The 25,713-nt window shown below is 48.9% G+C and carries 18 protein-coding genes, 1 tRNA gene and 1 pseudogene; 10 read left to right on the plus strand and 10 right to left on the minus strand.

Going from position 1 to position 25,713, the window contains the following annotated elements; genetic code table 11:
* Nucleotides 1-22: 22 nt before the first annotated feature.
* The 4 genes from FW767_RS04950 to ilvA form a co-directional block, all read right to left on the minus strand.
* Entirely contained in the window at nt 23-3,154 is a 3,132-nt protein-coding gene (locus FW767_RS04950; protein ID WP_121698561.1) for an efflux RND transporter permease subunit, read from the minus strand.
* A 31-nt stretch (nt 3,155-3,185) separates the two neighbouring features.
* Entirely contained in the window at nt 3,186-4,220 is a 1,035-nt protein-coding gene (locus FW767_RS04955) for an efflux RND transporter periplasmic adaptor subunit (RefSeq protein ID WP_148464343.1), read from the minus strand.
* A gap of 23 nt (nt 4,221-4,243) precedes the next feature.
* On the minus strand, nt 4,244-5,683 hold the full coding sequence (locus FW767_RS04960) for a TolC family protein (protein WP_205523817.1): 1,440 nt from the start codon (nt 5,681-5,683) through the stop codon (nt 4,244-4,246).
* Between the two features lie 160 nt (nt 5,684-5,843).
* Nucleotides 5,844-7,043 (minus strand): threonine ammonia-lyase, encoded by a 1,200-nt coding sequence (ilvA, locus tag FW767_RS04965; protein ID WP_121698617.1) that lies wholly within the window; start codon nt 7,041-7,043, stop codon nt 5,844-5,846.
* 148 nt (nt 7,044-7,191) lie between these two features.
* On the opposite strand from ilvA, the gene pyrE reads away from it, so the two are divergent.
* The 5 genes from pyrE (at nt 7,192) to FW767_RS04990 (ending at nt 10,323) form a co-directional block, all read left to right on the plus strand.
* Entirely contained in the window at nt 7,192-7,839 is a 648-nt protein-coding gene (gene pyrE, locus FW767_RS04970) for an orotate phosphoribosyltransferase (protein ID WP_121698616.1), read from the plus strand.
* A gap of 30 nt (nt 7,840-7,869) precedes the next feature.
* On the plus strand, nt 7,870-8,295 hold the full coding sequence (locus tag FW767_RS04975) for an SRPBCC family protein (protein WP_121698558.1): 426 nt from the start codon (nt 7,870-7,872) through the stop codon (nt 8,293-8,295).
* A gap of 13 nt (nt 8,296-8,308) precedes the next feature.
* Nucleotides 8,309-9,661: an argininosuccinate lyase gene (gene argH / locus FW767_RS04980; protein ID WP_121698557.1), complete on the plus strand. Its 1,353-nt coding sequence runs from the start codon at nt 8,309-8,311 to the stop codon at nt 9,659-9,661.
* On the plus strand, nt 9,645-10,136 hold the full coding sequence (locus tag FW767_RS04985; protein ID WP_147438717.1) for a hypothetical protein: 492 nt from the start codon (nt 9,645-9,647) through the stop codon (nt 10,134-10,136). The genes argH and FW767_RS04985 overlap by 17 nt, the downstream gene beginning before the upstream one ends.
* 102 nt (nt 10,137-10,238) lie before the next feature.
* Nucleotides 10,239-10,323 (plus strand) — tRNA-Leu (locus FW767_RS04990).
* Nucleotides 10,324-10,438: 115 nt separating this feature from the next.
* Here FW767_RS04990 and gltA read toward each other — a convergent pair.
* From gltA to FW767_RS05005, 3 genes are all read right to left on the minus strand, one after another.
* The gene (gene gltA, locus FW767_RS04995; protein ID WP_121698555.1) at nt 10,439-11,914 is read right to left on the minus strand and encodes an NADPH-dependent glutamate synthase; all 1,476 of its coding nucleotides are present in this window, start codon (nt 11,912-11,914) and stop codon (nt 10,439-10,441) included.
* A gap of 22 nt (nt 11,915-11,936) precedes the next feature.
* A complete protein-coding gene (locus tag FW767_RS05000) occupies nt 11,937-12,719 on the minus strand; it encodes a sulfide/dihydroorotate dehydrogenase-like FAD/NAD-binding protein (protein WP_121698554.1) in 783 nt (260 codons plus the stop codon).
* An 85-nt stretch (nt 12,720-12,804) separates the two neighbouring features.
* A complete protein-coding gene (locus FW767_RS05005) occupies nt 12,805-13,959 on the minus strand; it encodes a DNA methyltransferase (RefSeq protein ID WP_121698553.1) in 1,155 nt (384 codons plus the stop codon).
* A 35-nt stretch (nt 13,960-13,994) separates the two neighbouring features.
* Between FW767_RS05005 and FW767_RS05010 the strand changes: the two genes are divergently transcribed.
* A complete protein-coding gene (locus FW767_RS05010; RefSeq protein ID WP_205523818.1) occupies nt 13,995-14,654 on the plus strand; it encodes an MvaI/BcnI family restriction endonuclease in 660 nt (219 codons plus the stop codon).
* Nucleotides 14,655-14,834: 180 nt separating this feature from the next.
* On the opposite strand, the gene FW767_RS05015 is transcribed toward FW767_RS05010, so the two are convergent.
* Genes FW767_RS05015 through FW767_RS05025 form a run of 3 tightly spaced genes read right to left on the minus strand, consistent with a single transcriptional unit; the run spans nt 14,835 to nt 17,988 of the window.
* A complete protein-coding gene (locus FW767_RS05015; RefSeq protein ID WP_121698551.1) occupies nt 14,835-15,359 on the minus strand; it encodes an SPOR domain-containing protein in 525 nt (174 codons plus the stop codon).
* A complete protein-coding gene (locus tag FW767_RS05020; RefSeq protein ID WP_121698550.1) occupies nt 15,343-15,870 on the minus strand; it encodes a metallophosphoesterase family protein in 528 nt (175 codons plus the stop codon). Before FW767_RS05020 ends, FW767_RS05015 begins: the two co-directional genes overlap by 17 nt.
* A 12-nt stretch (nt 15,871-15,882) precedes the next feature.
* The gene (locus tag FW767_RS05025; protein ID WP_150980381.1) at nt 15,883-17,988 is read right to left on the minus strand and encodes a glucosidase family protein; all 2,106 of its coding nucleotides are present in this window, start codon (nt 17,986-17,988) and stop codon (nt 15,883-15,885) included.
* 214 nt (nt 17,989-18,202) lie between these two features.
* On the opposite strand from FW767_RS05025, the gene FW767_RS05030 reads away from it, so the two are divergent.
* From FW767_RS05030 to FW767_RS05045, 4 genes and pseudogenes are all read left to right on the plus strand, one after another.
* Complete coding sequence (locus FW767_RS05030) at nt 18,203-20,821, plus strand: ligand-binding sensor domain-containing protein (RefSeq protein WP_262714004.1); 2,619 nt, start codon at nt 18,203-18,205, stop codon at nt 20,819-20,821.
* A 190-nt stretch (nt 20,822-21,011) separates the two neighbouring features.
* A pseudogene (locus FW767_RS05035) lies at nt 21,012-21,986 on the plus strand (glycoside hydrolase family 43 protein); the annotation flags it as partial.
* A 13-nt stretch (nt 21,987-21,999) separates the two neighbouring features.
* Complete coding sequence (locus FW767_RS05040; protein WP_121698547.1) at nt 22,000-23,709, plus strand: glycoside hydrolase family 43 protein; 1,710 nt, start codon at nt 22,000-22,002, stop codon at nt 23,707-23,709.
* A gap of 2 nt (nt 23,710-23,711) precedes the next feature.
* On the plus strand, nt 23,712-25,631 hold the full coding sequence (locus tag FW767_RS05045) for an alpha-L-arabinofuranosidase C-terminal domain-containing protein (RefSeq protein WP_121698546.1): 1,920 nt from the start codon (nt 23,712-23,714) through the stop codon (nt 25,629-25,631).
* The last annotated feature ends 82 nt before the right edge of the window (nt 25,632-25,713 follow it).

Here is a 25,713-nt window from a genome sequence, read left to right on the forward strand (position 1 = left end):
GGTCGATGATTATAGCAAAGGACTATTGTTTCTCTATTTTGTTATCACTAATCACGTTCTTTCGTAACTTCCTACGGTTGCGTCTCACTCCGTTATATGCAAAGATACAATAAAGTACCGGCACAAACAACAGCGTAAGTATGGTCGAGAATGTAAGACCGCCGATAACGGCTGTACCCATAGGTCGCCACATCTCGGCACCCTGACCCGTACCGCAAGCCATAGGCACCATACCGAGTATTGTTGTAAGGGTCGTCATGACCACCGGGCGCAGACGCGACTTGCCGCCGAGTATCACGGCCTTGCTTATAGACATGCCGCGCTCGCGGTTGAGCGATATGTAGTCGATGAGCACGATACCGTTTTTCACCACAATACCGATAAGCATTATGGCTCCGATCATCGACATGATATTGAGAGTATGGCCCGACAGCCACAGTATTATGAACACACCGGAGAAAGCAAACAGCAATGATGTCATGATGATGCCCGGATAGGTATAGCTTTCAAACTGTGCCGCCATGACAATATACACAAGTATGACAATCAGCACTGCGAGCAGCAACAGGTCACGGAATGAATCCTGCTGGTCCTCGTAGCTTCCCGCAAGACCGATGTTTACACCCGAAGGCAAATCCATTTTGTCAATCTCCACCTGCGCCTTTTCTACTATCTCACTCATAGGCGCTCCGGCCACCACGGCACTCACCGTGATTATACGCTGACGGTCTTTGCGCTCAATTGTAGGCGGAGTGAAACGCTCTACCACAGTGCCTACATCCTTTATGCGTACCGCATTGCCGGTGCCGGAGTATATAAGTATATTTTCGATATCCTCAAGCGATGTGCGCTTCTCGGGAGCATACATAACCTTTATGTCGTACTCCTCGCCGTCCTCGCGATAGAGCGATGCTATGGAACCGTTTATGCGGTTGCGCAGATAACCGGCAGCCGTCTGCAGATTAAGTCCGTACAGAGCCAGCTTCTCTCGGTCAAAGTCGACCTGATACTCAGGCTGGTAATCGGCACGCGACACACGTATGTCAGCCGTACCCTTAATGCCTGACAGTATTTTGACAAGCCTCTGCGCCACAGAATCGGTCTCTGTAAAGTCATAGCCGTATATCTCATAATCAAGCTGTGACTGACCGCCCATGCCCATTCCGCCGCCGACAATGACCTGAGCCTTTTTAAACTCCGGATACCGCTTCAAATCGGCACGCATAGCAGCCGCAATCTCGGTTATGCCCCTTTCTCGGTCGCCGGGATCAAGCAGACGCACATTAGCCGATATGATGTGGGTGCCGTTGTCGCTCAACGAGCCAAACACATTGTCGCTCGAAGCCGTACCGGTGGTGTAATTCATAACCCTGATTTCGGGATATTTATCGCGCCACTCGGCATAAAGACGCTCCATAACCTCCTTTGAAATCTCAACACGGGTGCCTATTGGAAGTTCAAGTTTCACCGACAGGCGCGCATCGTCAGCCACGGGGAAAAACTCGGTGCCCACGCTCTTCATAAGCACAAGCGAGCCGAAAAATGTGGCCATACACACCATAACCGTCAGCAGTTTATGGCCCACTACCCAGCCAAGCAGCCAAGCATAGCCGTTGTCAAACGCATCAAGGCCCTTACGTACAGGAGTATACAGCACCTTGTAAATCCGTCCATGCTTGACATCCTTGCGCAGCAACTGCGAGCATAACATCGGAGTAAGCGACAGTGCGCACACCGTCGATATGATCATCATGATAGTCACCATCCATCCGAGCTGGCGGAAAAGGACTCCGGTCATACCGGTGACGAGAGTGAGCGGGAAGAACACCGCTATAAGCGTAAGCGTCGATGCTATAACCGATACGGCCACCTCGTTGGTGCCGTGTACGGCGGCCTGTTTCGGGTCGGAGCCACGCTCAATGTGGGTAGTGACATTTTCAAGTACAACAATAGCGTCATCGACCACCATACCTATCGATATGGATAGAGCCGACAGCGACACGATGTTGAGCGAATTGCCCGTAATGGCAAGATATATGAACGAGGCTATAAGCGATATCGGTATTGTGATCGTGATAATCAATGTGGCGCGCCAGCGTCCCAAGAACGCAAACACCACAATTATCACAAACAGCAGAGCGTAAAGCACAGTCTCGACCAATGAGGCTATTGTATTGCGGATGTTGTCAGACGTATCCACAATCACCCCGAGCTTCACGTCGGAAGGGAGTCGCTTCTGCAGCGAAGGAAGCATCTTCATGACCTCTTCCGATATTTTTACCGAATTGGCTCCCGACTGCTTCTGCACCACAATCATGGCTCCCTGCTCACCGTTGTTGAATGTTTCCTGCGCACGCTCCTCAAGAGTATCTTCAATGCGGGCCACGTCGCGCAGATACACGTTGCGGCCACCCTGCGAGCCCACCACAAGGTCCTTGAGGTGATCGGTAGACGTGAACTCGCCTTGCACACGAAGCGAGTATGTATCACTGCCTATGTCAAATGCTCCGCCGGGTATATTGCGGTTTTCTGCGGCAATCAGGGCCGAAATGGTCTCCACCGACAGATTATAGGCCTCAAGACGCTGCGGGTCGACATAAATATGTATCTCACGCTTGGGAGCGCCGGATATGGATACCGAACCGACTCCGCTGATTCGGGCAAGCGGATTGGCCACATTCTCATCAAGAATCTTGTATAGTCCCGGCATGCTCTCTTTGGCCTGTACCGACAGCAGCACTATCGGTATCATGTCGGAACTGAACTTGAATATTATGGGATTTTCAGCCGCGTCGGGCAGCTGGCTCTTCACCATGTCGAGTTTGTCGCGCACATCATTGGTAAGCACGTCTATATCTTCGCCATACTCAAATTCGAGAGTTATAACCGATATGTTCTCACGCGACTTCGAGGTTATGTGTTTAAGATCGTTTACCGCATTAAGACTGTTTTCAAGCGGACGCGTCACATTCTGCTCGATATCGGGCGCGCTTGCCCCGGAGTAAGTGGTCATGACCATTATGGTATTGGTCTCGACATCGGGGTAAAGGTCGATAGGCAGAGTCGTGAGCGAGAATAGACCGAGTATCATCACGGCCACAAAACAGAGAGTGGTCATGATCGGACGCTTCACCGCACTTGCATATAAGCTCATCCTGTGTACTTTTTATTGTTATGACGTATAACTACTTTTTTATGACATTAACCTCTATGCCGTCGGCAAGGCGGCTCTGTCCGGATATGACTACTTCGTCACCGTTTTCAACTCCCGAGAGCAATTCATAAGCGTCGCCGAGGCGCTGGCCTATCTCGACACGGCTGAAGTCGACTTTACCGTCTTTATAAATGTATACAAACTTCTCGCCCGAACCGGTCTGCTTCACGATGGCCCTGTCAGGCACAACCACACGCTCCTCGGTGCCGAAATTCATCACCACACGCGCAAACATGCCGGGACGCACACGCTCGTCGGCATTGGCTATCACGACCTCGACGGTAAACGTACGTGTGGCAGGATCGATCACCGGATATATCAGGTCGACCTCTCCGACAAACTTCTCGTCGCCATATACATCAAGATACACATCGACTTTCATGCCCTTGCTCACCTTGGTGAATTCATTCTCGCTGACATTAATAAGAACCTTCACCGGCCGTAGCTGCTCGATGGTGAGTATAGGCTGCTGGCCGGTCATGTCGCCGGGATCATAGTTGCGGGCGGTCACCACTCCGTTTATAGGCGACAGGAGTATGGTGTTTTCAACCATATTGTCATATTGGCGCCGTGCGGCGTCAAGTTCAGTCTTCATCTGGTCCACGGCCTGCTTTGTGCCGCCGCCTATGTTAAACAGCTCAAGTGCGCGGTTATATTCACGCTCGGTATTGTCGAGGCGTACCTTCAGCTGATCTATGTTAACATCGTCGAGCACCACGAGTTTCTGACCTTTGGCCACCTTATAGCCTACATCGACAAGTATCGACTTTATACGGTTGGGTGTGGAGGTAGTTATATTGTTGGTCTTGAAAGCCTCTACCGTAGCGGTGTATGACATAAGTTGGTCAACACTCTGACGGTGTACTTTGCGTATCTCCACGTTAGGACGTTCGTCCACTTCCGCTACAATGGCCTTATCGGCTCCGTCGCCTTTGCAGGAATGAAAAGGCACCGCGGCCATCAACGCCAAGCCTAACAATGCGGCGGCGTATCTGTTGCAATTCATTGACATTATACTCGTGATTGTTTTTATTTGTTATCGACCGGTTTATATTTTTCAAGATCTGCATTGCCCAACAGAAGTTCCAGCTCGCTGTTGGCCACCAGATAATTGTATATCGACTGATAATACGACAGGCGGGCCTGCGTAAGCGCAAGTTCTGCATCGCGCAGGTCAAGATAGCTTGCCGCACCTATCTCAAACGACTTCTCCATTATGGCATAGGCCTTGACTGCCTGCGTCACACTCTCGGAACTGCTCGATATCTGCTTCACATTTTTATTGATATTGTCCACTGCAAGGTCAACCTGCATCCTTACCGAGCGCTCAAGATTATCACGCTGCCACTTCATCTCGTCGACCTGTATGCGCGACTGCTTGATGCGGCTGTAGCGCTGACCGCCCTCAAATATCGGTATCGACAATGTAAGCCCCACTACGGAATAAGGGTTCCAACGGAAGTTTTTAAGCGCGTTGCCGTTTGATGACGAAGTCCAGTTGTAGTTGGCCGTAAATGCAAGCGTAGGAAACCATGCTGCTTTCTGCACCTTAAGAGCCTGCTCAAGAGTACGTGTCTGCAACGACAATTTGCGCAGGTCGCTGTTGCCGTCTATCGTCTTGTCGATCGATAAAGCGTTTTCGTACATGTCTTTCTCGTAGTCGGCCAGTTTAACCGTAGGTTTCACCGGATATCCGGTGTCTATGCCCATGAGTATGGCAAGCTGCATACGGGCCTGCTTGATCGCGATTTCGGCCTGAAGCAATTCCGGCTCCACATTCTTTACCTGAACCGATGAGCGCAACACATCATACTCCGACGCCGTACCCACCTGAAACTTTTTCTCAAACACCCCGTGGTTGAACACCGCGTTGTCATAATTCTCCCTTATCACCAAATAACTGTCCTCGGCAAGCAGGAGCGAGTAGTAAGCGCTCTTTATCTGGTTGACAAGCGACAAGCGCGAAGAACGCGCATCCTCGATATTCTGTAATATCTGACTGTCACTCAACTTAAGCGAGGCCCATAACTGGGGGGCTATAAGTGGCAGAGTAGCGTTGAATCCTACCTGATAGCTGTTGTCGAGACCCATTTTTATACCGTCGCGGCCGGCCGATGACTTGGCTCCCGAAAGTCGGTTTTCCGGCTCTTCACCGTCGCCCTGACCGGCATCGCCGCCACCGCCCAGACTGCCGAAATCCATATTCATATAAGCCACCTGCTTGGCTACCATGCGGTTATAGTTGGCTCCGAAGTTTATTGTAGGGAGTAGCTGGCCGAGAGTCTCTTTCTTGGAGTAGTCCATTCGTTCTATCTCCATATCGGCTACTTTTATTGTAGGATTTTCACTTAAAGCTATAGTGATGCATTGGTCAAGCGACAGAGCAAGTGTATCGGCCGGAAGTTGCCGGGCCGGCAAAGACAGAACGAGACCGAAAGCAACCCCTGACACAGCATATCGTAATTTCATACCCATGTGATGATTATTGACATTTGTTATTAAATATCCTCTAATTCAATACAAAGTTAATAGCACGGCTACCGAAATACAAATATCACATATAAAAAATGCCAAAAAAGATAATAATTTATCCTTTTCGGCATTTTTTATATTTTACGACCAAATATAGCTATGAGGCGAGGACCTGATAACCGGCTTCGGCAAGACCTTTCTTTATGATCTCGATATGCTCATGATTTCGGGTTTCCATCACAAGACGGAGCGAGCAGCTTGTTATAGGAGTATCAACACTTATGCGCTCGTGAGTCACTGATATGATGTTGCCTCCGAGACGTCCTATGACCTCGCTGACATCGGCAAGGACACCGGGCTTGTCGAAGAGGTCTATGGTTACGGCATAGTTGCGGCCGCTCTTTATAAGACCTCGGTTTATCACACGGCTGAGTATGGTGACATCTATATTGCCACCCGACACAAGACACACAGTATTGCGGCCCTTGACGGGCACCTTGTTAAACATCGCGGCTGCCACGGCCACGGCACCGGCGCCTTCAGCCACCAGCTTCTCCTGCTCCATCATGGCAAGAATGGCGGCCGATATTTCGTCGTCGCTTACAGTGACTATATCATCGACGTACTCCTTGCACAACGCAAATGTATTATCGCCCGGTTCTTTTACCGATATGCCGTCGGCCACGGTCGACACACTCGGCAGGCACTCTATCTTACCGTGCTTCAGCGACTCTACCATGCTCGGCGCTCCGGCGGCCTGAACACCGTATACTTTCACATCAGGGCGCACCGACTTTATGGCATAGGCCACTCCCGATATGAGACCGCCGCCGCCCACAGGCACTATGACTGCTTCGACTTCAGGCATCTCGTCAAGTATCTCAAGGCCTATAGTACCCTGTCCAGCTATGACAAGAGGGTCATTGAACGGATGCACAAACGTGTAGCCGTGTTCGTCCCGCATTTCGAGAGCACGCTTGTAGGCGTCATCGTACACTCCCGGCACAAGACACACCTCGGCACCGTACTTTTTGGTAGCCTCCACCTTCGATATAGGAGCCCCCTCGGGAAGACATATTATGGCTTTTATGCCGTTGGCTTTAGCTCCCAGAGCCACACCTTGGGCATGATTGCCGGCAGAACAGGCGATTACCCCATGTGACTTTTCCTCGTCGGAGAGTTGCGATATTTTATAGTAGGCGCCGCGCAACTTGAACGAACCCGTGTGCTGCAGACACTCCGGCTTAAGGTATACGTTACTTTCCGGATTTATCTTCGGCGCGGCTATTAGTTCCGTATGCCGCACTACACCTTTAAGCACGTGAGCGGCACGATATATGTCGCTCAACGATAGCATTTCATTTGACATTTTGACACTGTATTTTTTCTATGCCGCAAATGTAGCAATTATTCCTTTTACAAGGATACTTTTTACCGGGTTTTATTTGATTTTAGCCTCCAAATACATTATCTTTGCACCTGACAAAAACCAAATTATATTCAAGATGAAAAAGTTAGAAAGTCTCGTTGCCGAAAAGTTATTGAAAATCAGTGCGATTAAATTGCAACCCGAAATTCCTTTTGTTTGGGCTTCAGGCTGGAACTCACCTATATATACCGACAACCGCAAAACCCTCTCATATCCGGAATTGCGCACCTTTATCAAAACCGAGCTGTGCCGCATCATCATGGAGAACTTCGATCAGCCCGATGCCATAGCCGGTGTCGCCACCGGAGCCATAGCCCAAGGCGCGCTGGTAGCCGATACTCTCGCATTGCCTTACGTATACGTACGGTCGACGCCGAAAGACCACGGACTTGAAAACCTCATCGAGGGCAACCTCAAACCCGGCCAGAAAGTTGTAGTGATCGAGGACCTCATCTCTACGGGCGGCAGCAGCCTGAAAGCCGTCGAAGCCATACGCAATGCAGGTTGTGAGGTGGTAGGCATGGCGGCAATATTCACCTACGGCTTCCCGGTAGCTGTAAAACGCTTCAACGAAGCCGGTGTAAAGCTCATCACGTTGAGCAACTACAACTCCATGCTCGAAGCGGCGCTTGAAACCAACTACATCAAGCAGGAAGACCTTAAAACACTCAAAGAATGGCGCAAGGACCCCGCAAACTGGTCGCCCGCATCAAAAGCAGAATAAAGTTACAACCATCATTTAATCTCCCATAAAGTGACTACTTACTCCAGCAAACCGGCAACTCTCGACATGCCGGTAGAAACCGTATACAAACACATCAGCGACATAGCCGCGTATCAGGAAAAAATCAACGGACTGCCCGACGAAATAAAGCAAAAGATAGGAAACGTAACTTTTGCCGACGACAAAATAACGATCAAGGGCGCCCCGATGGGCGACATAGAACTTGTCGTTTCGGAACGCGTCGAAAACAAGCGCATGGCCCTGAATGCCATGAATTCGCCGGTGCCTATCATAATGTCTATAAATCTTGACGAGCAAGGAACCGGAAAGACGCAGGTGGTCACCTCGATTGACGTCGAGATGCCGGCCATACTCAAACCTATGGTAGGTCCGAAACTTCAGGAAGCAGCCGAAAAATTCGGCGACATGATCAAAAACCTCGCTTTCGTAAAATAAACGCATACACGGCATGGCATCCAAACTTTGGGAGAAATCGGTAACCGTCGACCATGACGTCGAGTCCTACACGGTAGGGCGCGACAGAGAGATGGATTTATATCTGGCCCCGTACGACGTACTCGGCTCCATGGCCCATATAACCATGCTTGAATCGATAGGGCTACTTACCGCCGACGAGTTGCACACGCTTCTCGATGCGCTGCGCGACATATACCGCGGCATAGAACAGGGCGAGTTTATAATCGAGGACGACGTCGAGGATGTACACTCTCAAGTGGAGCTGATGCTCACCCGACGCCTCGGCGACATAGGCAAGAAAATACACTCGGGACGCTCTCGCAACGATCAGGTACTTGTAGACCTGAAACTGTTCATACGCTCACGTATCGAGGATGTCGTGAAGGCGGCGACCCGGCTTTTTGACACACTCATAGCACAAAGCGACCGCTACAAGGATGTGCTGATGCCCGGCTACACTCATCTTCAGGTAGCCATGCCATCGTCGTTCGGCCTGTGGTTTGGAGCCTATGCGGAGTCGCTTGTCGACGACCTTACGGTACTTCGCGGAGCCTATGACGTGACCAACCGCAATCCGCTCGGATCGGCTGCCGGTTACGGCTCGTCGTTCCCGCTCGACCGCATGATGACTACCGACCTGCTCGGTTTTGACTCCATGGACTACAACGTAGTATATGCGCAGATGGGGCGCGGAAAGACCGAACGGATAGTATCGCAGGCTCTTGCCGGAATAGCGTCGACCATAGGAAAACTGGCTTACGACGCCTGTATGTTCAACTCACAGAATTTCGGCTTTATCAAACTGCCCGACGAATACACTACCGGCTCATCGATAATGCCTCATAAGAAAAATCCCGACGTATTCGAACTTACCCGTGCGAAGTGCAACAAACTTCAGGCACTCCCTTATGAGATAACGCTCATCACCAACAATCTGCCGTCGGGTTATTTCCGCGACCTTCAGCTCATAAAGGAGAATTTCCTGCCGGCATTTGACTCGATGATCGCCATAATAGACATGGTGGAGGCAATGGTGTCCAGCATAAAAGTAAATACTGACATACTGTCTGACGAACGCTACCGGCTTATGTTTTCCGTCGAGGAAGTCAACAGACTTGCCCGTGAAGGCATGCCGTTCCGCGACGCATACAAAAAAGTGGGCCTCGATATCGAGAACGGCTGTTTTATAGCACCCGACAAAGTCAGCCATACCCATGCAGGCTCCATAGGCAATCTGTGCAACGACCGCATAAAGGCTCTGTACGGCAAGGTCTTGTCTGAATTTAAATTCGACACCTATCACGAGGCTTTTGCCCGGTTGCTTGGACGTGAAAACGCTGATTGAAATATTGGCGGCCATACTGTCGGCCACAGCAGTGCTATCGTGCTCACACGTCGATGATGACCGCATACCAGCCGTAGGCGTCAACATAGCGCTTGACAACCCCGGATATTGGAACACCTTCGGAGTACACGCCCTCGGACAGTACCGCTACTTCATAAAAAACGAGGGTATACCGTCTGAATTTCACTACACGGCGCTTACATTTACAGGATTCGGCGGCGTGCTGCTTGTAACGGACATATACAATCAACCGCTCGCCTACGATCTTGCATGTCCCGTGGAGATGAAGCCGACTGTCAGAATCAGTTACAATCCCGACAATCTGCGCGCACGATGCAGTTCGTGCGGTTCGGAGTATGATGTAAGCGAATTTAACGGCAGTCCGGTGTCAGGAGCGGCCTACGAAAAAAAATACGGATTGCGGCGTTACCGCGTCATCCCCTCCTCCAGCGGCGGCTACAATATAGTATTCTGACCCCGACGCCCGACTAAAACGAAGTTAAAACAAGTCAACATTTGCACATTACGAAATAACTTGCTAACTTTGCCGAGCATAAGCATTATTACATGCCGGGCTGCCTGAATGGTGGAATGGTAGACACGAGGGACTTAAAATCCCTTGGCCATTATCGGCTGTGTGGGTTCGAGTCCCACTTCAGGTACAATATGACAGACGCCACATCACTTGATGTGGCGTCTGTCATTATTATCGGACCGCTCTTTCTGACGAGTCAAAACCGTTTTTCAGATGGACTAATTGCTCCATATAAAACTCTACTAATCGGCAGGCATCAGTTGTTCGTGCATGGAAGCGGCTGCATGTCGTCCGTCACCCATGGCGAGGATTACAGTAGCTCCACCCCTTACTATGTCGCCACCGGCATATATATCGTCAACCGATGACTTCAATGTAGCATCATCGACTACAATCGTGCCGCGACGCGACACTTCAAGAGCCTTAATCGAATTAGGTATCAGCGGATTAGGCGACACTCCCACACTCACGACCACCAAGTCGACCGAGATATCGACAACATCACCCTCTACCGGCACAGGCGAACGTCGTCCCGAAGCGTCAGCCTCTCCAAGTTGCATACGCTGGACTCTCATGGTCTTCACCCGGCCTTTTTCGTCAGCAAGATACTCCACCGGATTGTGCAGCGTCATAAATTCCACACCCTCCTCCTTGGCATGCTTTACCTCTTCGGCGCGGGCAGGCATCTCGGCCTCACTGCGCCGATATACTATCATGGCACGCTCGGCTCCCATGCGACGCGCAGTGCGCACTGAATCCATAGCCGTATTGCCGCCTCCTATCACCGCTATATTGCGGCCTTTAAGAACAGGAGTGTCATATCCGTCACGCCCGGCTCCCATAAGATTTATACGGGTAAGATATTCATTGCTCGACATGACCCCGACAAAATTTTCACCGGGAATACCCATAAAACGGGGCAAGCCAGCTCCTGAAGCGACAAACACGCCGCGAAAACCCATCTCATGGAGGTCATCGTAACTAATCGTCTTGCCCACCACACAATCCTTTACAAACTTAACGCCAAGTGCGGCAAGAGCGTTTATCTCCACATCTACCACATCATTGGGCAAACGAAACTCCGGTATGCCGTACTTCAGCACGCCTCCTATCTCATGGAGCGCCTCAAACACAGTCACTTCGTAGCCGCGCTTTATCATGTCGCCGGCAAATGATAGCCCGGCCGGACCGGAACCGACAACCGCCACCTTTATGCCGTTGAACTTCAACGGCTCGACATCGGCGGAGGCTGCGCCGTTAATCCGCTCGTAGTCCGCGGCGAAACGTTCAAGATAACCTATCGCCACAGGGTCCTTTTTCATTTTATGATATAGACACCGCGATTCGCACTGTTTCTCCTGCGGGCACACTCTGCCGCACACAGCCGGCAATGCGCTCGTCTCCTTAAGCACCACAGCGGCCTTGCCAAACTCACCGCGCTCTATATTTTTGATAAAGCCGGGAATGTTGATATTGACCGGACATCCGGTAACACACTGCGGGTCGGGACAGTCCATACAGCGACGGGCCTCAAGCACTGCCGCCTCGGCCGAAAGGCCCTGATTGACCTCCTCGTTGCACGTAACACGATAATCGGCCGGAAGCTCCGGCATCTTGACACGGGGTATGGATGTGCGCTCTTTCACAGGCGTGGCTTTACGCAGCTCTTCACGCCATTGTGCATCGCGTGGCGATGATGTATTCTGATTTATAGACATTTGTTTATCGATATTATAAATTTCAATTATATGAACGCAGACGCATCATCATTTCGTCAAAATCCACTTTATGAGCGTCAAACTCCGGTCCGTCAATGCACACAAAACGCATCTTTCCATCGACCGTTATTCGACAGGCACCGCACATGCCTGTGCCGTCGACCATAATGGTATTGAGCGAGCACATAGTAGGCACTTCGTATTTCGCGGTAAGCTGAGCGACAAACTTCATCATTATCGCCGGGCCTATCGTAACAACCTGATCGACCTTCTCCCGTGCTATCACACTTTCTACTCCGGCTGTGACAAGCCCTTTCGTACCGTAACTTCCGTCATCGGTCATTATAATAACCTCATCGGAGTAAGGCCTCACCTGATCCTCAAGTATTATAAGGTCCTTCGTTCGAGCCGCAAGCACGGTAACCACTTTATTGCCGGCCTCTTTCATAGCCTTTATTATCGGAAGCAGCGGAGCCACACCTACGCCCCCACCGCAGCACACTACGGTGCCGACTTTGGCTATATGGGTAGCCTGCCCCAAAGGACCTACCACATCGGCAAGGCATTCTCCCGGCTCGAGAGCGCATATCTTTTCGGTCGATACCCCCACATTCTGTATAACAAGGGTTATCGTACCGCGAGCTGTATCGGCGTCGGCTATCGTGAGCGGAATCCGTTCACCACGCTCACAAGCCCTTACTATAACAAAGTGCCCGGGCTTACGCGATGTCGCTATGGACGGAGCCTCAACCACTAATTTTACAACTTTTTCCGAGAAGTATTCCTTCTCAAGAATTTTATTCATAATGTTTAAGGTTAATATTATAATTCGTAACTATTGTTTCCGGCAAAGTTAACGAAAATAATCTTTCTCCGACACCTTTGCCAAATTAATTTAATTTCCTCATCACGACAATATACTCGTTATTCATAGTATCCACTTTTTTACCCGCTATATTGGTCGGGCTCGTTTTGGACGGCATACGCTTATTGGGAATACTCCGCACCACAGTCGTAACATGCTCGAAACCGCACTGTTCAAACATTTCCGCCGTGAAATAATCAAGCGGTATCTGAACTCCTTTCACGTTGCGGTTGCCAACCACATAGCACACCATGCCGCCTGTACGCACTGTATCGGCGACATTTATTATCGATGCCTTGTAATCGTTTAGAAACGATACAACCTCACAATAACGCCGGCAGTCGATATCTTTTATCTGCTGAAGCTCGGAACTGATAGTCTTGGTATCAAGCTCACTGACGTTTTTCCCTCCGCCCATGAGCAATGTATCCAGATTTCTGGCATGCTCGAAAGAAAACCATTCATTGGACCATCTTGAAAACTGGCCGTAGGCAACCGTAGTGCGGCTATCGCCATAGGGCGGAGATGTAAGCACTATATCCACGCTCTCTTTGGCCACGGCATCATCCGGGATTGGAAGAGTGCTGTCAAAGCCATATATTCTAACATCATCGTTGATTACGGCTTTTTTGTATTCGACAAGACCGATGATATTACGCCTTACTTTCTCCTCAAACATTTTGAATACGTCAGGATTATAAGTCGCAATACGTTTTTTATCCATACGGAAGCGCTTGAACTCGCCGTTGCGTGTATATGACGCCTCTCGCACTACTTCCGATAAAGCCAGATTAAAAAAATCAATATTATCCGTGCTGTTATCACTAATCAACTGCGACAGATATGAAAGCCGCAGCAGCACATCATAGGAATACCAGAACTCTCGATTGGATATCCGGCCAAAATCACGCTCTCTAACCGCTTCATCTGAATAAAACAACAAACCGTTTTGTATATTCCGAAACTCACGCTCTATTGCCATTGCATCATATCTCGTCGTTTTCACCTTTGATATGAATCGGGCAAGCGGATTAAGATCGGTCCCTACTGAACTCATTCCGCATAACGAGGCCTCCACAAGAGAGGTGCCGCTGCCCATATAAGGGTCAAGTAGCATCTCGCATCTGCCTTCTGGTCTGAATTCTCTTAATATCCGGCGCGCCACCTGAGGAATCATCATTGCCGGATAATTATGATAGCAATGAGTATATTCTTTTGTGTCAGCGTCTTGAGGATTACATAGGAGTAGTCGAAAACAATATCGACGAACCGGATTTATTCGGATACGAAATTAAAGCTCACCGCAATTCGGTAGGGTCTTATATAACCCTGTTTACTAAAAGCCCTGACTTTCCGAAAGGAGCCAACAGTATACTTAAGGACCGCTACGGAGTGCCGTATGATGACATTCCGGAATTAAAGAAGCTTCACACATCGATGTTTGCCGACAGGGGCAACACATTCAACAACCGCCTTTCCTTCCGGCTGATAAATGACCGGGAAAACAAAGTCCTGAAGATTGGCATATTTGACCTTGGCACCGGCCGGCTGATTGATAGCTCCACAGGATATACTTACAATTGCCTCAACAAAATATTACATAAAAAACTCATTGATCTTTTTTACGTAAGCGCGGAACGTAAATATGTTGACGATAAAGAGTTTTTTCATTTCAACCAAGCTACCATTTATTCTAAACCGTCGCTTGAACGCTTTCTCTCTCTTGTAGACAAAGGACTCATCATGTATGACATACGCATCGGCAGCTATAAGTCAGGGAAAAGCATGGGAAAAGCCCATGACCATGGTAGCGGGTTCCGTATACTGGAAGGAAACCTTCGGTTGCTGTTTGACGAGAAAGAAAATGTGCAATAAATTGATCAGCACGGAGCGTGTAAACGATTTTCCATATAAAAAGGGTGTTGTCTCACGACGACACCCCCTATAATCTACAATCTATATTTGAATACTTCCTCATGACGGGAGTATTCAAATATAGATAATCATAATCTTATTTAAAAGCAAACATGTTGAAGAACATGCTTTACCCGACGTTCACCTTACAGGAAAACGCGCCGGACGCAGAATCCAAGGATAAGGAGCTTTAACAACCACATTCCTGTCCTTTACAATATCATTATATGCCGCAGCGGCCTCCTCTGCCGTCGTATAGCTACCTGCCACAACATAATACAAGGCATCGGCATTCTCAAGAAGAAACGCTCCCGTATATCCGGCGGCCTTAAGACGTGTCATCTGCGACTTGGCATTAAACACCTGCTTGAAACCGTTGACTACAATATTATATTGCTTAACCTCAGCCGGATCTATGCTTTGAGCCGCCACTTTGACATTTACCGTATTCATTGGCAAGGAGTCTCCGTCAACGATTAGGCGCGTGTCTATCGCCTCCTTTTTCATTTTATCATATACATCGCTTCCTACACCTGAGGCCTCTTCCTTTTTCTGCCGGGCTATCTCATAAGCGGCTTTATAATTTTCTTCACTGGTCTTACATCCCGATATCGCGAACGATGCAATGACCACAAACGCCATAGCGGCTTTAAACATTAGTTTCATTCTGTATTCTATTAGATAGTTTGTTCAGTTCTATTACCTCAAGATCTTTTATAGTCCCCGCATCGACAACAAGTCTTACCAAAGTACGCTGTTGCTGCCAGCCCTGTACTCCGGCCGCTCCCGGATTCACATGAAGCATATCAAGCTCGTTGTCATACATCACTTTAAGTATATGGCTGTGGCCGTCTACCATCAGTTTCACACCGCTGTCGCGCAGAAGCGGCTTAAGGCCTCTCGCATAACGGCCGGGGTAACCGCCTATGTGTGTCAGCCATACTTTCACGCCCTCTACGGTGAACTCCTCGACCTCACGACATACACGGCGCACCTGACCGTGATCTATATTTCCTGCCACGGCACGCACCACAGGCGCCACATCCTGAAGCCGCTGAAGTATAGTTATGTCACCGATATCGCCGGCGTGCCATATCTCGTCACATCCGGCGAAATACCGCGCATAACGGTCATCCCAGTAGCTATGTGTGTCTGACAATATACCTATACGTTTCATTAAAATATCCTGTTATTGTTTTATAAGTCTTACACACTCTATCACGTAACCGTCATAGGCATGTCCGTGTCTTTCCCGAATATGACGTAATGAAAAACGGTTTTTACCGGCTTTTAGTTTTACCCGCAACATATTGCTGTTTACCGACACACCATCTCCGGAGTCGGCACTCAGGGGCATAACCAGCCCACCGGCTTCGGCTCCGTCTATATATATCATATACAGCGCACATCCATGCAGGACCTTTTTTACCCTATATCCGACATCCATGAAGTAGTCACCCGCCTCAGACACTTCCACCTCGAAATCAGGACTCCCGTTCTTTTTCGGCGTCTTCATCTCTACGACAGTCAATGCACCCTCGGGAATATACTCGTATGGTCGCGCGCTGAAGCCGCACCAAGTCTCGGTCATGACAGGCACTACATCGACCACGGCATATCTGTCCTGCGGCACAAACCTCACGTAGCCTGTATTAACCTGATCTATAAAGTCTCCGTTTATAGTTATATTGTATGCTATGCCCTCGGTAAAATTCGTTATTCGTCCTATGTGGTCGCTCCCCCACTCTATTGCCGGGGTCGCCGGCATTCTCGCCGCAGCCTCCTCGGTCACGACACCATAATCACCGGCCTGTTTATCCATGATTATCTCTACATTTACCTTTCCTTTCATGTCTGCGGGTAAAAAATGTCGGTCGCGTACCTCCCCGTTTATTGAGAAACTCTTTATTCGGCTGCCACTGCCCGATACAGTCACCGAGAGTTCCATGCCACGATATTTCATTCCGTACAACCTTTTTCGGCCGCCAAACGCCTCCGGCACCACCGGCGCAAAAACTATACCGTCGGATTCCAACTCCATGCCCATGACAACCTTTAGCACTATTGCGGCTATCCCCGCGCAAGCCCCGCCGCCATCAGATAAGCCTATGACCGTATCACCGGTGGTGTCCATACTTTCGGCTATATCCGACATGGCATAGGCTCTGAACAAAGAGGCCATACCGCGCTCCACCGCCGCCATGTTGCCGGCCTTGGCCGCCGCCATAGTCCAGCAAGCCTGCACCACAGGCCATGCCTCTCCTTCTTTACTGTCACCGTGCATAAAAGGATATACAGCCGGCACTCCATAAGCGCCCCAAGGAGTCTTGGACACAATCGAGCGCGCCATCTCTCTGTTGGCTATGCCGAATATTATGGCAAGAGCCTGACCGAAATTATCAACAGCCTGCGACTGTATCGGATATACTCCTCCGTAAAGATAGCGGCTGTAGAATCCGAGATTAGGTATCCACAGATTATTGTTGACGGCATCGGCTATCTCCTTGTCAAGACCGACCCACATAGGCATGACGTTATAGTCAGGAAGTCGTGTTATCATCGAGTCTCGCACTTTAAACGCCTCGGCAAACATGACATTTGTACCCAGACACATTGACTCATAACGGTCCTTGGCATCCATCCATTCGGGATAGTCGGCCACAGCATAACCTGAGTGAAGTTGCTCGCCGTGCATAAGTTTATAGGTATCGTCCCACATTACGAGCTTGTTCTCATTAAGGCTGTTCTCTATGGCATGCACCGCCTCGGGCAGCGCCGAAGCATCGCCCGTGACCTTGTACAGCTCCCACATAGCCGCGGCCCATGACATACGGTCGTCCGACACGGGCCAGTCCGCACAATGCCTTATATAAGCATCGCCATGCTCTCTTATAATCTTCGACATCAGAGTTCGCGACGAACGTTCGGGCACTAACAACGCCTCCGACATATATATAGCGTAATCATCAGCCGCAGCAGTATCGTTCAGTATCTCAGCCGCGGCTTTGTTATACAGAAAATCCACAAGGCACTGCTCCGACTCATACCGAGGCATACCGGCCGGCACCGAGTCAATGTCAACCGACAGAGTATCGGATGCCATATGCGGACCCGTAGCAATCATCCGCACAGGACTCACAGCTTTTACACATACCGCACCCTGCACTATACTGTCAGCATACACCGTAAACTCATCCGAGCCATATAGTCGGTCGGCCGCCTCTTCAGGGCCGCCACACGAAACGGCCATCCCCGATACGACAAACAATCCGGTCAAGATGACAAATCTTATCATAAACCACAGCCTCCTGTTATCCATAATCACGGCTAAGGTATGCAATTTCCCGCAAAAAGCCTCATTACTTAAATATTATTTTACATTTTCCCGACACAAAAACTTCGCAGTTACGATATAATACCGCCCAAATTTCTGTAAATTTGTCTCTAAAATGGACAGACGGTTGCCAATATATATAGTAATACTCATTATTCTGACGCGCGGCACAAGCATGTCGGCAAAAGATTTATCTTTCCGACACTACGATGTAACGGACGGATTATCGGAGAATACGGTCAATTGTATTTCACAAGATCACAGAGGGTTCATGTGGTTTGGCACAAACAATGGTCTTAATAGATTCGACGGGACCTCTTTTAAAGTATACAATTTCCTTTCAGACAACGTTATAAAATCATTATATCCCGACAAAGAAAGATTATGGATAGGTACCGGAAAGGCATTGTATTTTCTTGACTTCAATACTGACAGCATTATTTCGCCCAAAATACTTCCTTTTAACGACCTATGTTATAATGACACTGGAGCAATTATAGATATTGTAAAATGCGGTGACCGCATTTTTTTACTTGACGCCGCGGGAAGGATATTGTCACCTGACACATGCATCATGAAGCATCCGTCAATACTCTCATCACAACATTGGCACACCATTGCGTCACTTAATGACCGATATATACTCGGCATAAGTACAGAGGGAATGAGTGTCATCAATCCGACAGAGGCGACAATAGTCAGCCATATGTCGAAAACACACACAGACATACCGATGGATCTGTTTTATGCCGACAGTATGGCAGTCGTCACCTACGGCAATGACAAACGCACCGAATGTTTTATGATTACATCTGATTACCGCATAAAACCGACTTACGAAATGCTATATCCGGCTGCCGATATAGCGGGAAGTCATAATAACAGCATACTGCTCGGTACAAATGGCCAAGGCATTTACTCAACGTACGGCACCAAATGTTTCAACACTGCAAACAGTAATTTAAGCGGCAATGTCGTGACTTCCATATTTACTGACAGGGACGGCAACCTATGGGTAGGTACATACCGAGATGGCATCAATTTCCATTCACCTGTCTTCCGGTGGTTTGACAGATACACTATCGACAATGGAGTTCTTTCTCACAAACTCGCCACAGCTATCATGAAAGATGGACCAATTCTATATATAGGTACTGACGGAGGCGGCTTGGACATATATAATATTGAAAAGCGACGTCTTACCAATTTAAACACCGGAAACAGTGACATCATCGGTGATGATATACTATCAATGATACAAGACGGGGGCGATATTCTGATGATTTCATATACAAAAGGGATATCACGCTTCTCGCCCCTAACAGGTAAGTTTGTCAATTACCCTCTAAAGAATGCCCTATTATGGTGCCTGTCAAAAGACCCTGACGGGAAAATATGGGCATTGGGAAAAGACATATCCGTTTTCGACCAAGCGACCGGAGCCATAAAAGCGCTCGAGCATGATGTCACGGCTTCATGTATCGGATTTTCAAAGCAAGAAGCATGGGTAGCGACATCAGGGCACGGAATATACGTGTATCACCGACGCTCATTCAAACAACTGCGGCATATACTTCAAGGACAGGATATACGAACTTTTTTTATTGATTCGCACGGAAATAAATGGATCGGGATTAAAAACAGAGGTTTGTCTATATTGAGTGACTTGGACAGCATTATGACATTTGGCCCCGATAACGGTTTTACGGCATCCAATGTAGTCTCCATCCAAGAAGACACAAGGTGTTTTCTTTGGATAGCGACCGACAACGGCCTGTTCAGATACAACCCCACAAATCGGCACTTCCGGCGTTTTGGTGAATATGACGGCCTTCCGGCTACATTTTTAAGCAATTCAAGCCATAAAACCGACAGTATACTATACTTCGGGAGCAATCAGGGTGTTGTCAAAGTAAATTCTTCTTATATCAACTTCAACAACATATCGACACCGGTCGTCATAGACAAAATATCCTTTTCCGGCAGCGACACAACAATTGTCCTGCCTGACAGCAATATGTCGGTAGAGCTGCCGTCCAATCTCAATTCTCCGATATTACATTTCTCACATCCCGCATTCATATCACCTGAAAACATAAGATACGATTACACTCTTGAAGGCTACGGCAACCAATGGCACAAAATCGGACCGGACCATAAAATCAGTCTGCCAAACTTGCCGTATGGGAACTATACACTCCGGATACGGTTCCGCGATTCAAACGGCAACTATAATAAAAACATATCCTCGGTAAGTATATACATAGTCCCCCCGTGGTGGCGCAGCCGATGGGGTGTGACTATGTGTGCAATACTTCTTTCGCTTGCCATCTATTTACTTTACCGTACATCATTACATTTCAAAAACATCAAGAAAAAAGCACGTGAAGAAGAGCGCAAAAACGCATTTGAACATGCGATTGAGATAAAAACGCCGATAACCGATATCGTGTCTACCGATAAAAAATTGATGGACCGCGTGCTTGATGCCATAGATCGTAACCTCTCAAATGCCGGTTATTCGGTAGATGAACTAAGTATGGAAGCTGGCATAAGCCGTACCAATCTCTTTAAAAAGATACAATCACTGACGGGTATGACACCCGCTGCATTAATTCGTTCGATAAGACTGAAAAAAGCATCCCGCCTACTGATTGAATCCAAACTCAATATATCGGAAATATCTGATGCCGTAGGCTTCGGCAATATCAAATATTTCAACAAATACTTCAAAGAAGAGTATGGAATGACTCCGTCGAGATACAGGGCCGAGCATTGTCAAGATATACCCTAACAAGCTGTATAATAGTATTTCTGTACGAATCATACTATTAATCTGTACATTCTATCCCATACCGGAACCAACGCTTTCACTAATTTTGCGGTGAAATATAAATGTCAACCTTAATTGAATAATAATGAAACCTTTCATCACTTTTTTTATCATGCTTGCGGGTATTGTAGTTGTAGCATTAGCACAAAAGTTACCGGCAGAGAACGAGATGAGCGCTTATCTTATGGTATTTCACAAAGATGACACCCACAGCCTGCATATGGCATTGAGCCGTGACGGTTATACGTTCACCGCCCTTAACGACGGCAAGCCCGTGATAGCTGGCGATACCATAGCCAAGCAGAAAGGCATACGCGATCCGCACATATTCCGCGGTCCTGACGGAGCATTTTATCTTGCGATGACCGACCTGCACATTTTCGCTCAGCGCGATGGACTTCGCGATACAGAATGGGAACGCGATGGAAGCCTTTACGGATGGGGCAATAACCGCTGTCTGGTACTTATGAAGTCATATGACCTGATAAACTGGAAACGCACCAATCTGCACATGGACAATCTTTCGGACAAATATAAAGAAATAGGATGTGCGTGGGCTCCCGAGACAATATATGACGAGAGCAAAAACAAGTTGATTATATACTACACCATGCGTTTTGGCAATGGACAAAACCGGCTCTATTATTTTTACGTAAACGACGATTACGACACAGCGGAAACTACGCCGGAGCTATTGTTTGAATACCCTAAAAAGGGGGTTGCGGCTATTGACGGCGACATCACTAAAATAGGCGACAAGTACCATATGTTTTACGTGTCGCACGACGGACAGGCTGGCATAAAGCATGCCATGTCAGACAAAATCAACAGCGATTACACCTATCTTCCGGAATGGGTCGATCCTGAGCCGAAAGCATGTGAGGCTCCCAACGTATGGAAGCGCATAGGCGAAAACAAATGGGTGCTTATGTATGACTGTTACGGAATAGCAAGACACAACTTCGGCTTTGTGGAAACCTCCGATTTCGTCAACTTCACTCCTTTGGGACACTTCAACGAAGGCCCGATGAAATCCACCAATTTCACGTCACCCAAACATGGGGCTGTAGTACACCTAACAGCAGAGGAAGCCGACCGTCTTGAAAAACATTGGAATAACCAATAAACCTGCAATTATAATGACACGTAAACAATTATTAGTCATCATATCACTTATGACAGTGATGCCGTTTGCTTTATCGGCCAAGAAAAAAGCGCCCAAACCCGATGCGAACCCTATATTCACCAATGTCGAGTACTATGGACAGGACAGCATCTACATCAACAATCCTCTCGGTGAGGATGAGTTCTACAACCCTATTCTTCAGGGCTGCTACCCTGATCCGGCCATATGCAAGAAGGGCGATGACTACTACCTTGTGTGTTCGTCGTTCGTGATGATGCCGGGGTGTCCTATATTCCATTCCAAAGATCTGGTCAACTGGCGGCAGATAGGCCATGTGCTTGACCGCCCCTCGCATCTGCCGGTGACAAACAGCGGCACAAGTCAAGGAATGATGGCTCCCGGCATAACCTATAATCCCCACAACGACACATTCTACATGATAACCACCGTAGGTGGTAACTTTGTCGTGAAAGCAAAAGACCCTGCAGGACCGTGGAGCGACCCTATACGCCTCGGCTTCGGCGGTATCGACCCATCGCTCTTTTTCGATGACAACGGCAAGGCATACATTGTCCACAACGATGCTCCGAAACAAGCCCTTTGGGACGGACACCGCACAATCAGAATCTGGGAATACGACGTTGAAAACGACCGTCTTATACCTGACTCCGACCATGTGATTGTCAACGGCGGCACGAAGTTTCACAAAAAGCCATTCTGGATTGAAGCTCCTCATATCTATAAAAAAGATGGTAAATATTATCTGATGTGTGCCGAAGGCGGCACCGGCGACACCCACAGCGAAGTCGTATTCATGAGCGACAACGCCACCGGCCCATACATCGAGGCTCCTTCCAATCCGGTACTTACACAGCGCCATCTCGACCCGCAACGCAAGGAAAAGGTTGACTGGGCCGGACACTCCGATGTCATAAAGGGCCCCGACGGTAAATGGTTCGGCGTATTCCTCGCCATTCGCCCCAATGTCAATGACCGTACCGTAACCGGACGCGAAACCTTCATGCTCCCAGTCGACTGGAGCGGAAAGTGGCCCATGTTTGAGAACGGGCTGATACCCATCGAGCCAAAACTCAAACTTCCCCGTGGCGTAAAAAACATGACCGGCACAAACGGGTTCATGCCACAAGGCAACTTCGGCTTCAGAGATGACCTGACTGCCGACACTCTCGACTACCGTTGGGTAGGACTGCGCACGATGATCGACAGCGTGGCACGCCACACCCCCTTCGGGCTGCAACTTCTCCCCAACAACCATAACATAACGGAAAATCGCCCCTTGTCAGCGGCGTGGACACGTCAGATACATAATGACTTCTCCTTCTCGACCCACCTCCTCTACCGCCCACGCAACGAGAAAGACCTCGCCGGCATAGCCTGCATACAAAGCAACAAGTTCAACTATGTATTCGGAATTACCCGTAAAGGCAAAACCGACTACATCGTGCTACAACGCACGGCCAAAGGCGAAAGTACTGTCATCGCATCGACTCCTGTTGAGAATTTCAAAGGCAAAATCGAGTTGCGGGTAAGCGCTGTAAATGATGAATACCGCTTTGCATACAGCCTTGACAGCGGCAACACCTATACGGAATTGGGCGATCCGCAGTCAGGCGACATTCTGTCAACCGACATAGCCGGCGGCTTCGTAGGCAATCTCCTCGGCCTCTACTCAACTTCCGACAACACAGCAATACCCCAATAACAATGAATTTCAGATTACTAATTTCATCGCTTGCATTAGCTTCAGTTTCCACTACATTCGCCGGAACACGCGACATAAGTCCAAACCTGTTTGGAGTATTCTTTGAAGACCTCAATTATGCAGCAGATGGCGGCTTATATCCCGAACTCGTGCAGAACCGTTCTTTTGAGTACAGTCCATCAGACGTGAACTGGGGAAATAACCCTCACAACAACTGGTATTACTTCACATCTTGGGCAATGGAGCGCAAAGACGGCATATGCACCATATCTTTGGAATCAGCATCGCCACTCCACAAAAACAATCCCCACTATCTGCGCTTCAAAGGACTTACAGCAGGCCCGGAAGGCGTCGGGATTCGTAATGACGGCTTCGACGGCATACCGGTGAACAAAGGTGAAAAATATGATTTCAGCGTCTGGACCCGTCTCGTCAAGTCACCATCTTTGCCGATGCGCGTCACTCTTAGCGAAAAGGGCAACATCATATCGGACACAACGGTGACCATATCCAATAAAGACTGGTGCAAGCACTCTTTCGTCATAATACCTAAGGCCGATGCCGATAGTGCGTCTCTGATGATACGCTTCATGAAGCCGGCCACAGTCGATGTCGACATGGTGTCGCTCTTCCCGCAGAATACTTTCAAAGGGCGCAAAAACGGGCTACGTAAAGACCTCGCCGAGATTATCGCCGCACTGAAGCCGAAGTTTGTACGATTTCCCGGCGGATGCCTAACTCACGGTGACGGTCTGGATAACATCTACGACTGGAAGCGCACAATAGGTCCTGTAGAGCAACGCAGAGGCGACAAAAACATCTGGAACTATGCCCAGACCTTCGGCCTCGGCTACTTCGAGTATCTCCAGTTCTGCGAGGACATAGACGCCAAAGCCATACCGGTAGTAGCCGCCGGTGTCAGTTGCCAGAACTCAGCCCGTAAAAGAGGAACCGGACAAGAGGCCATACCTATGGAAGAAATGGACAAATATATTCAGGACATACTCGACCTCATCGAATACTGCAACGGCCCGGCCACTTCCGAATGGGGAAGCAAGCGTGCGGAAGCCGGACACCCGGCATCATTCAACCTCGAATACATCGGTATCGGTAACGAGGACCACATAACTCCGGCCTTTGAAGAGCGATACCGTATGATTACCGATGCCGTACATGCCAAGTACCCCGACATAAAAATCATCGGTACCTCGGGACCGCTTGACTCCGGCGAGGATTTCGACGCAGGATGGCAGATAGCACGCACAAGCAATACCGACATTGTGGACGAACACTTCTATAAGGGCGAGGAGTGGTTCCGCAACAACCTCAACCGCTACGACAAATATGACCGCAAAGGACCGAAAGTGTATCTCGGCGAGTACGCTTCTTGGGGCTCAAAATTGAGTAACGCACTTGCCGAAGCCGCATTCATGACAGGGCTGGAGCGCAACGGCGACGTCGTAGAGTTCGCGTCATACGCGCCTCTTCTCGGACGAATCGGCCACTGCCAGTGGAATCCCGACCTGATATACTTCGACGGCCGCAATGTATATCCGACCGTAAACTACTATGTCCAGCAGTTGTTCGGAACCAATTCGGGCGACAAGATTATCGACGGAGTTTTCGCAAATGATGTCAACTATGCGTCATGCGTGAAAGACAGTAATACCGATGACATAATACTCAAAATGGTCAACCTGACCAACGAGCCGAAACCGATAGCCGCCAGACTGCCTTCGCTCAAAGGCTACGATACGCAGGCTGCCTTGACTGTTCTCAAGGGCGAGTCACTCGATGATACAAACGGTCAGGGGACACCGGGGAAAATCAGTCCGGAGAACTCCGGATTAAAGGTATCACGCAATTTTGTTTACCCGATGCCTCCTCGCTCCCTATCAGTCGTACGCATCAAAAAACAATAATTGTCAATACAAAATTCTCGGTGAGTCGGAAGCCGATTTTGCACGGTAGTGATTTTTTGGTTAAATTTGTAGGTTGTCAGCG

Source organism: Heminiphilus faecis (genome assembly GCF_008728965.1).
Classification (GTDB): domain Bacteria; phylum Bacteroidota; class Bacteroidia; order Bacteroidales; family Muribaculaceae; genus Muribaculum; species Muribaculum faecis.

Coding starts and splice junctions, on each gene's coding strand:
- gltA (WP_121698555.1), bottom strand. CDS start 11,914: ATGTCTATAAATCAGAATACATCATCGCCACGCGATGCACAATGGCGT.
- FW767_RS05040 (WP_121698547.1), top strand. CDS start 22,000: ATGACACGTAAACAATTATTAGTCATCATATCACTTATGACAGTGATG.
- FW767_RS05005 (WP_121698553.1), bottom strand. CDS start 13,959: ATGATGATTCCTCAGGTGGCGCGCCGGATATTAAGAGAATTCAGACCA.
- FW767_RS05030 (WP_262714004.1), top strand. CDS start 18,203: ATGTCGGCAAAAGATTTATCTTTCCGACACTACGATGTAACGGACGGA.
- ilvA (WP_121698617.1), bottom strand. CDS start 7,043: ATGCTATCGTTGAGCGACATATATCGTGCCGCTCACGTGCTTAAAGGT.
- FW767_RS04960 (WP_205523817.1), bottom strand. CDS start 5,683: ATGAAATTACGATATGCTGTGTCAGGGGTTGCTTTCGGTCTCGTTCTG.
- FW767_RS05000 (WP_121698554.1), bottom strand. CDS start 12,719: ATGAATAAAATTCTTGAGAAGGAATACTTCTCGGAAAAAGTTGTAAAA.
- FW767_RS05025 (WP_150980381.1), bottom strand. CDS start 17,988: ATGATAAGATTTGTCATCTTGACCGGATTGTTTGTCGTATCGGGGATG.
- FW767_RS04955 (WP_148464343.1), bottom strand. CDS start 4,220: ATGAATTGCAACAGATACGCCGCCGCATTGTTAGGCTTGGCGTTGATG.
- pyrE (WP_121698616.1), top strand. CDS start 7,192: ATGAAAAAGTTAGAAAGTCTCGTTGCCGAAAAGTTATTGAAAATCAGT.
- FW767_RS05015 (WP_121698551.1), bottom strand. CDS start 15,359: ATGAAACTAATGTTTAAAGCCGCTATGGCGTTTGTGGTCATTGCATCG.
- FW767_RS04950 (WP_121698561.1), bottom strand. CDS start 3,154: ATGAGCTTATATGCAAGTGCGGTGAAGCGTCCGATCATGACCACTCTC.
- FW767_RS05045 (WP_121698546.1), top strand. CDS start 23,712: ATGAATTTCAGATTACTAATTTCATCGCTTGCATTAGCTTCAGTTTCC.
- argH (WP_121698557.1), top strand. CDS start 8,309: ATGGCATCCAAACTTTGGGAGAAATCGGTAACCGTCGACCATGACGTC.
- FW767_RS05020 (WP_121698550.1), bottom strand. CDS start 15,870: ATGAAACGTATAGGTATATTGTCAGACACACATAGCTACTGGGATGAC.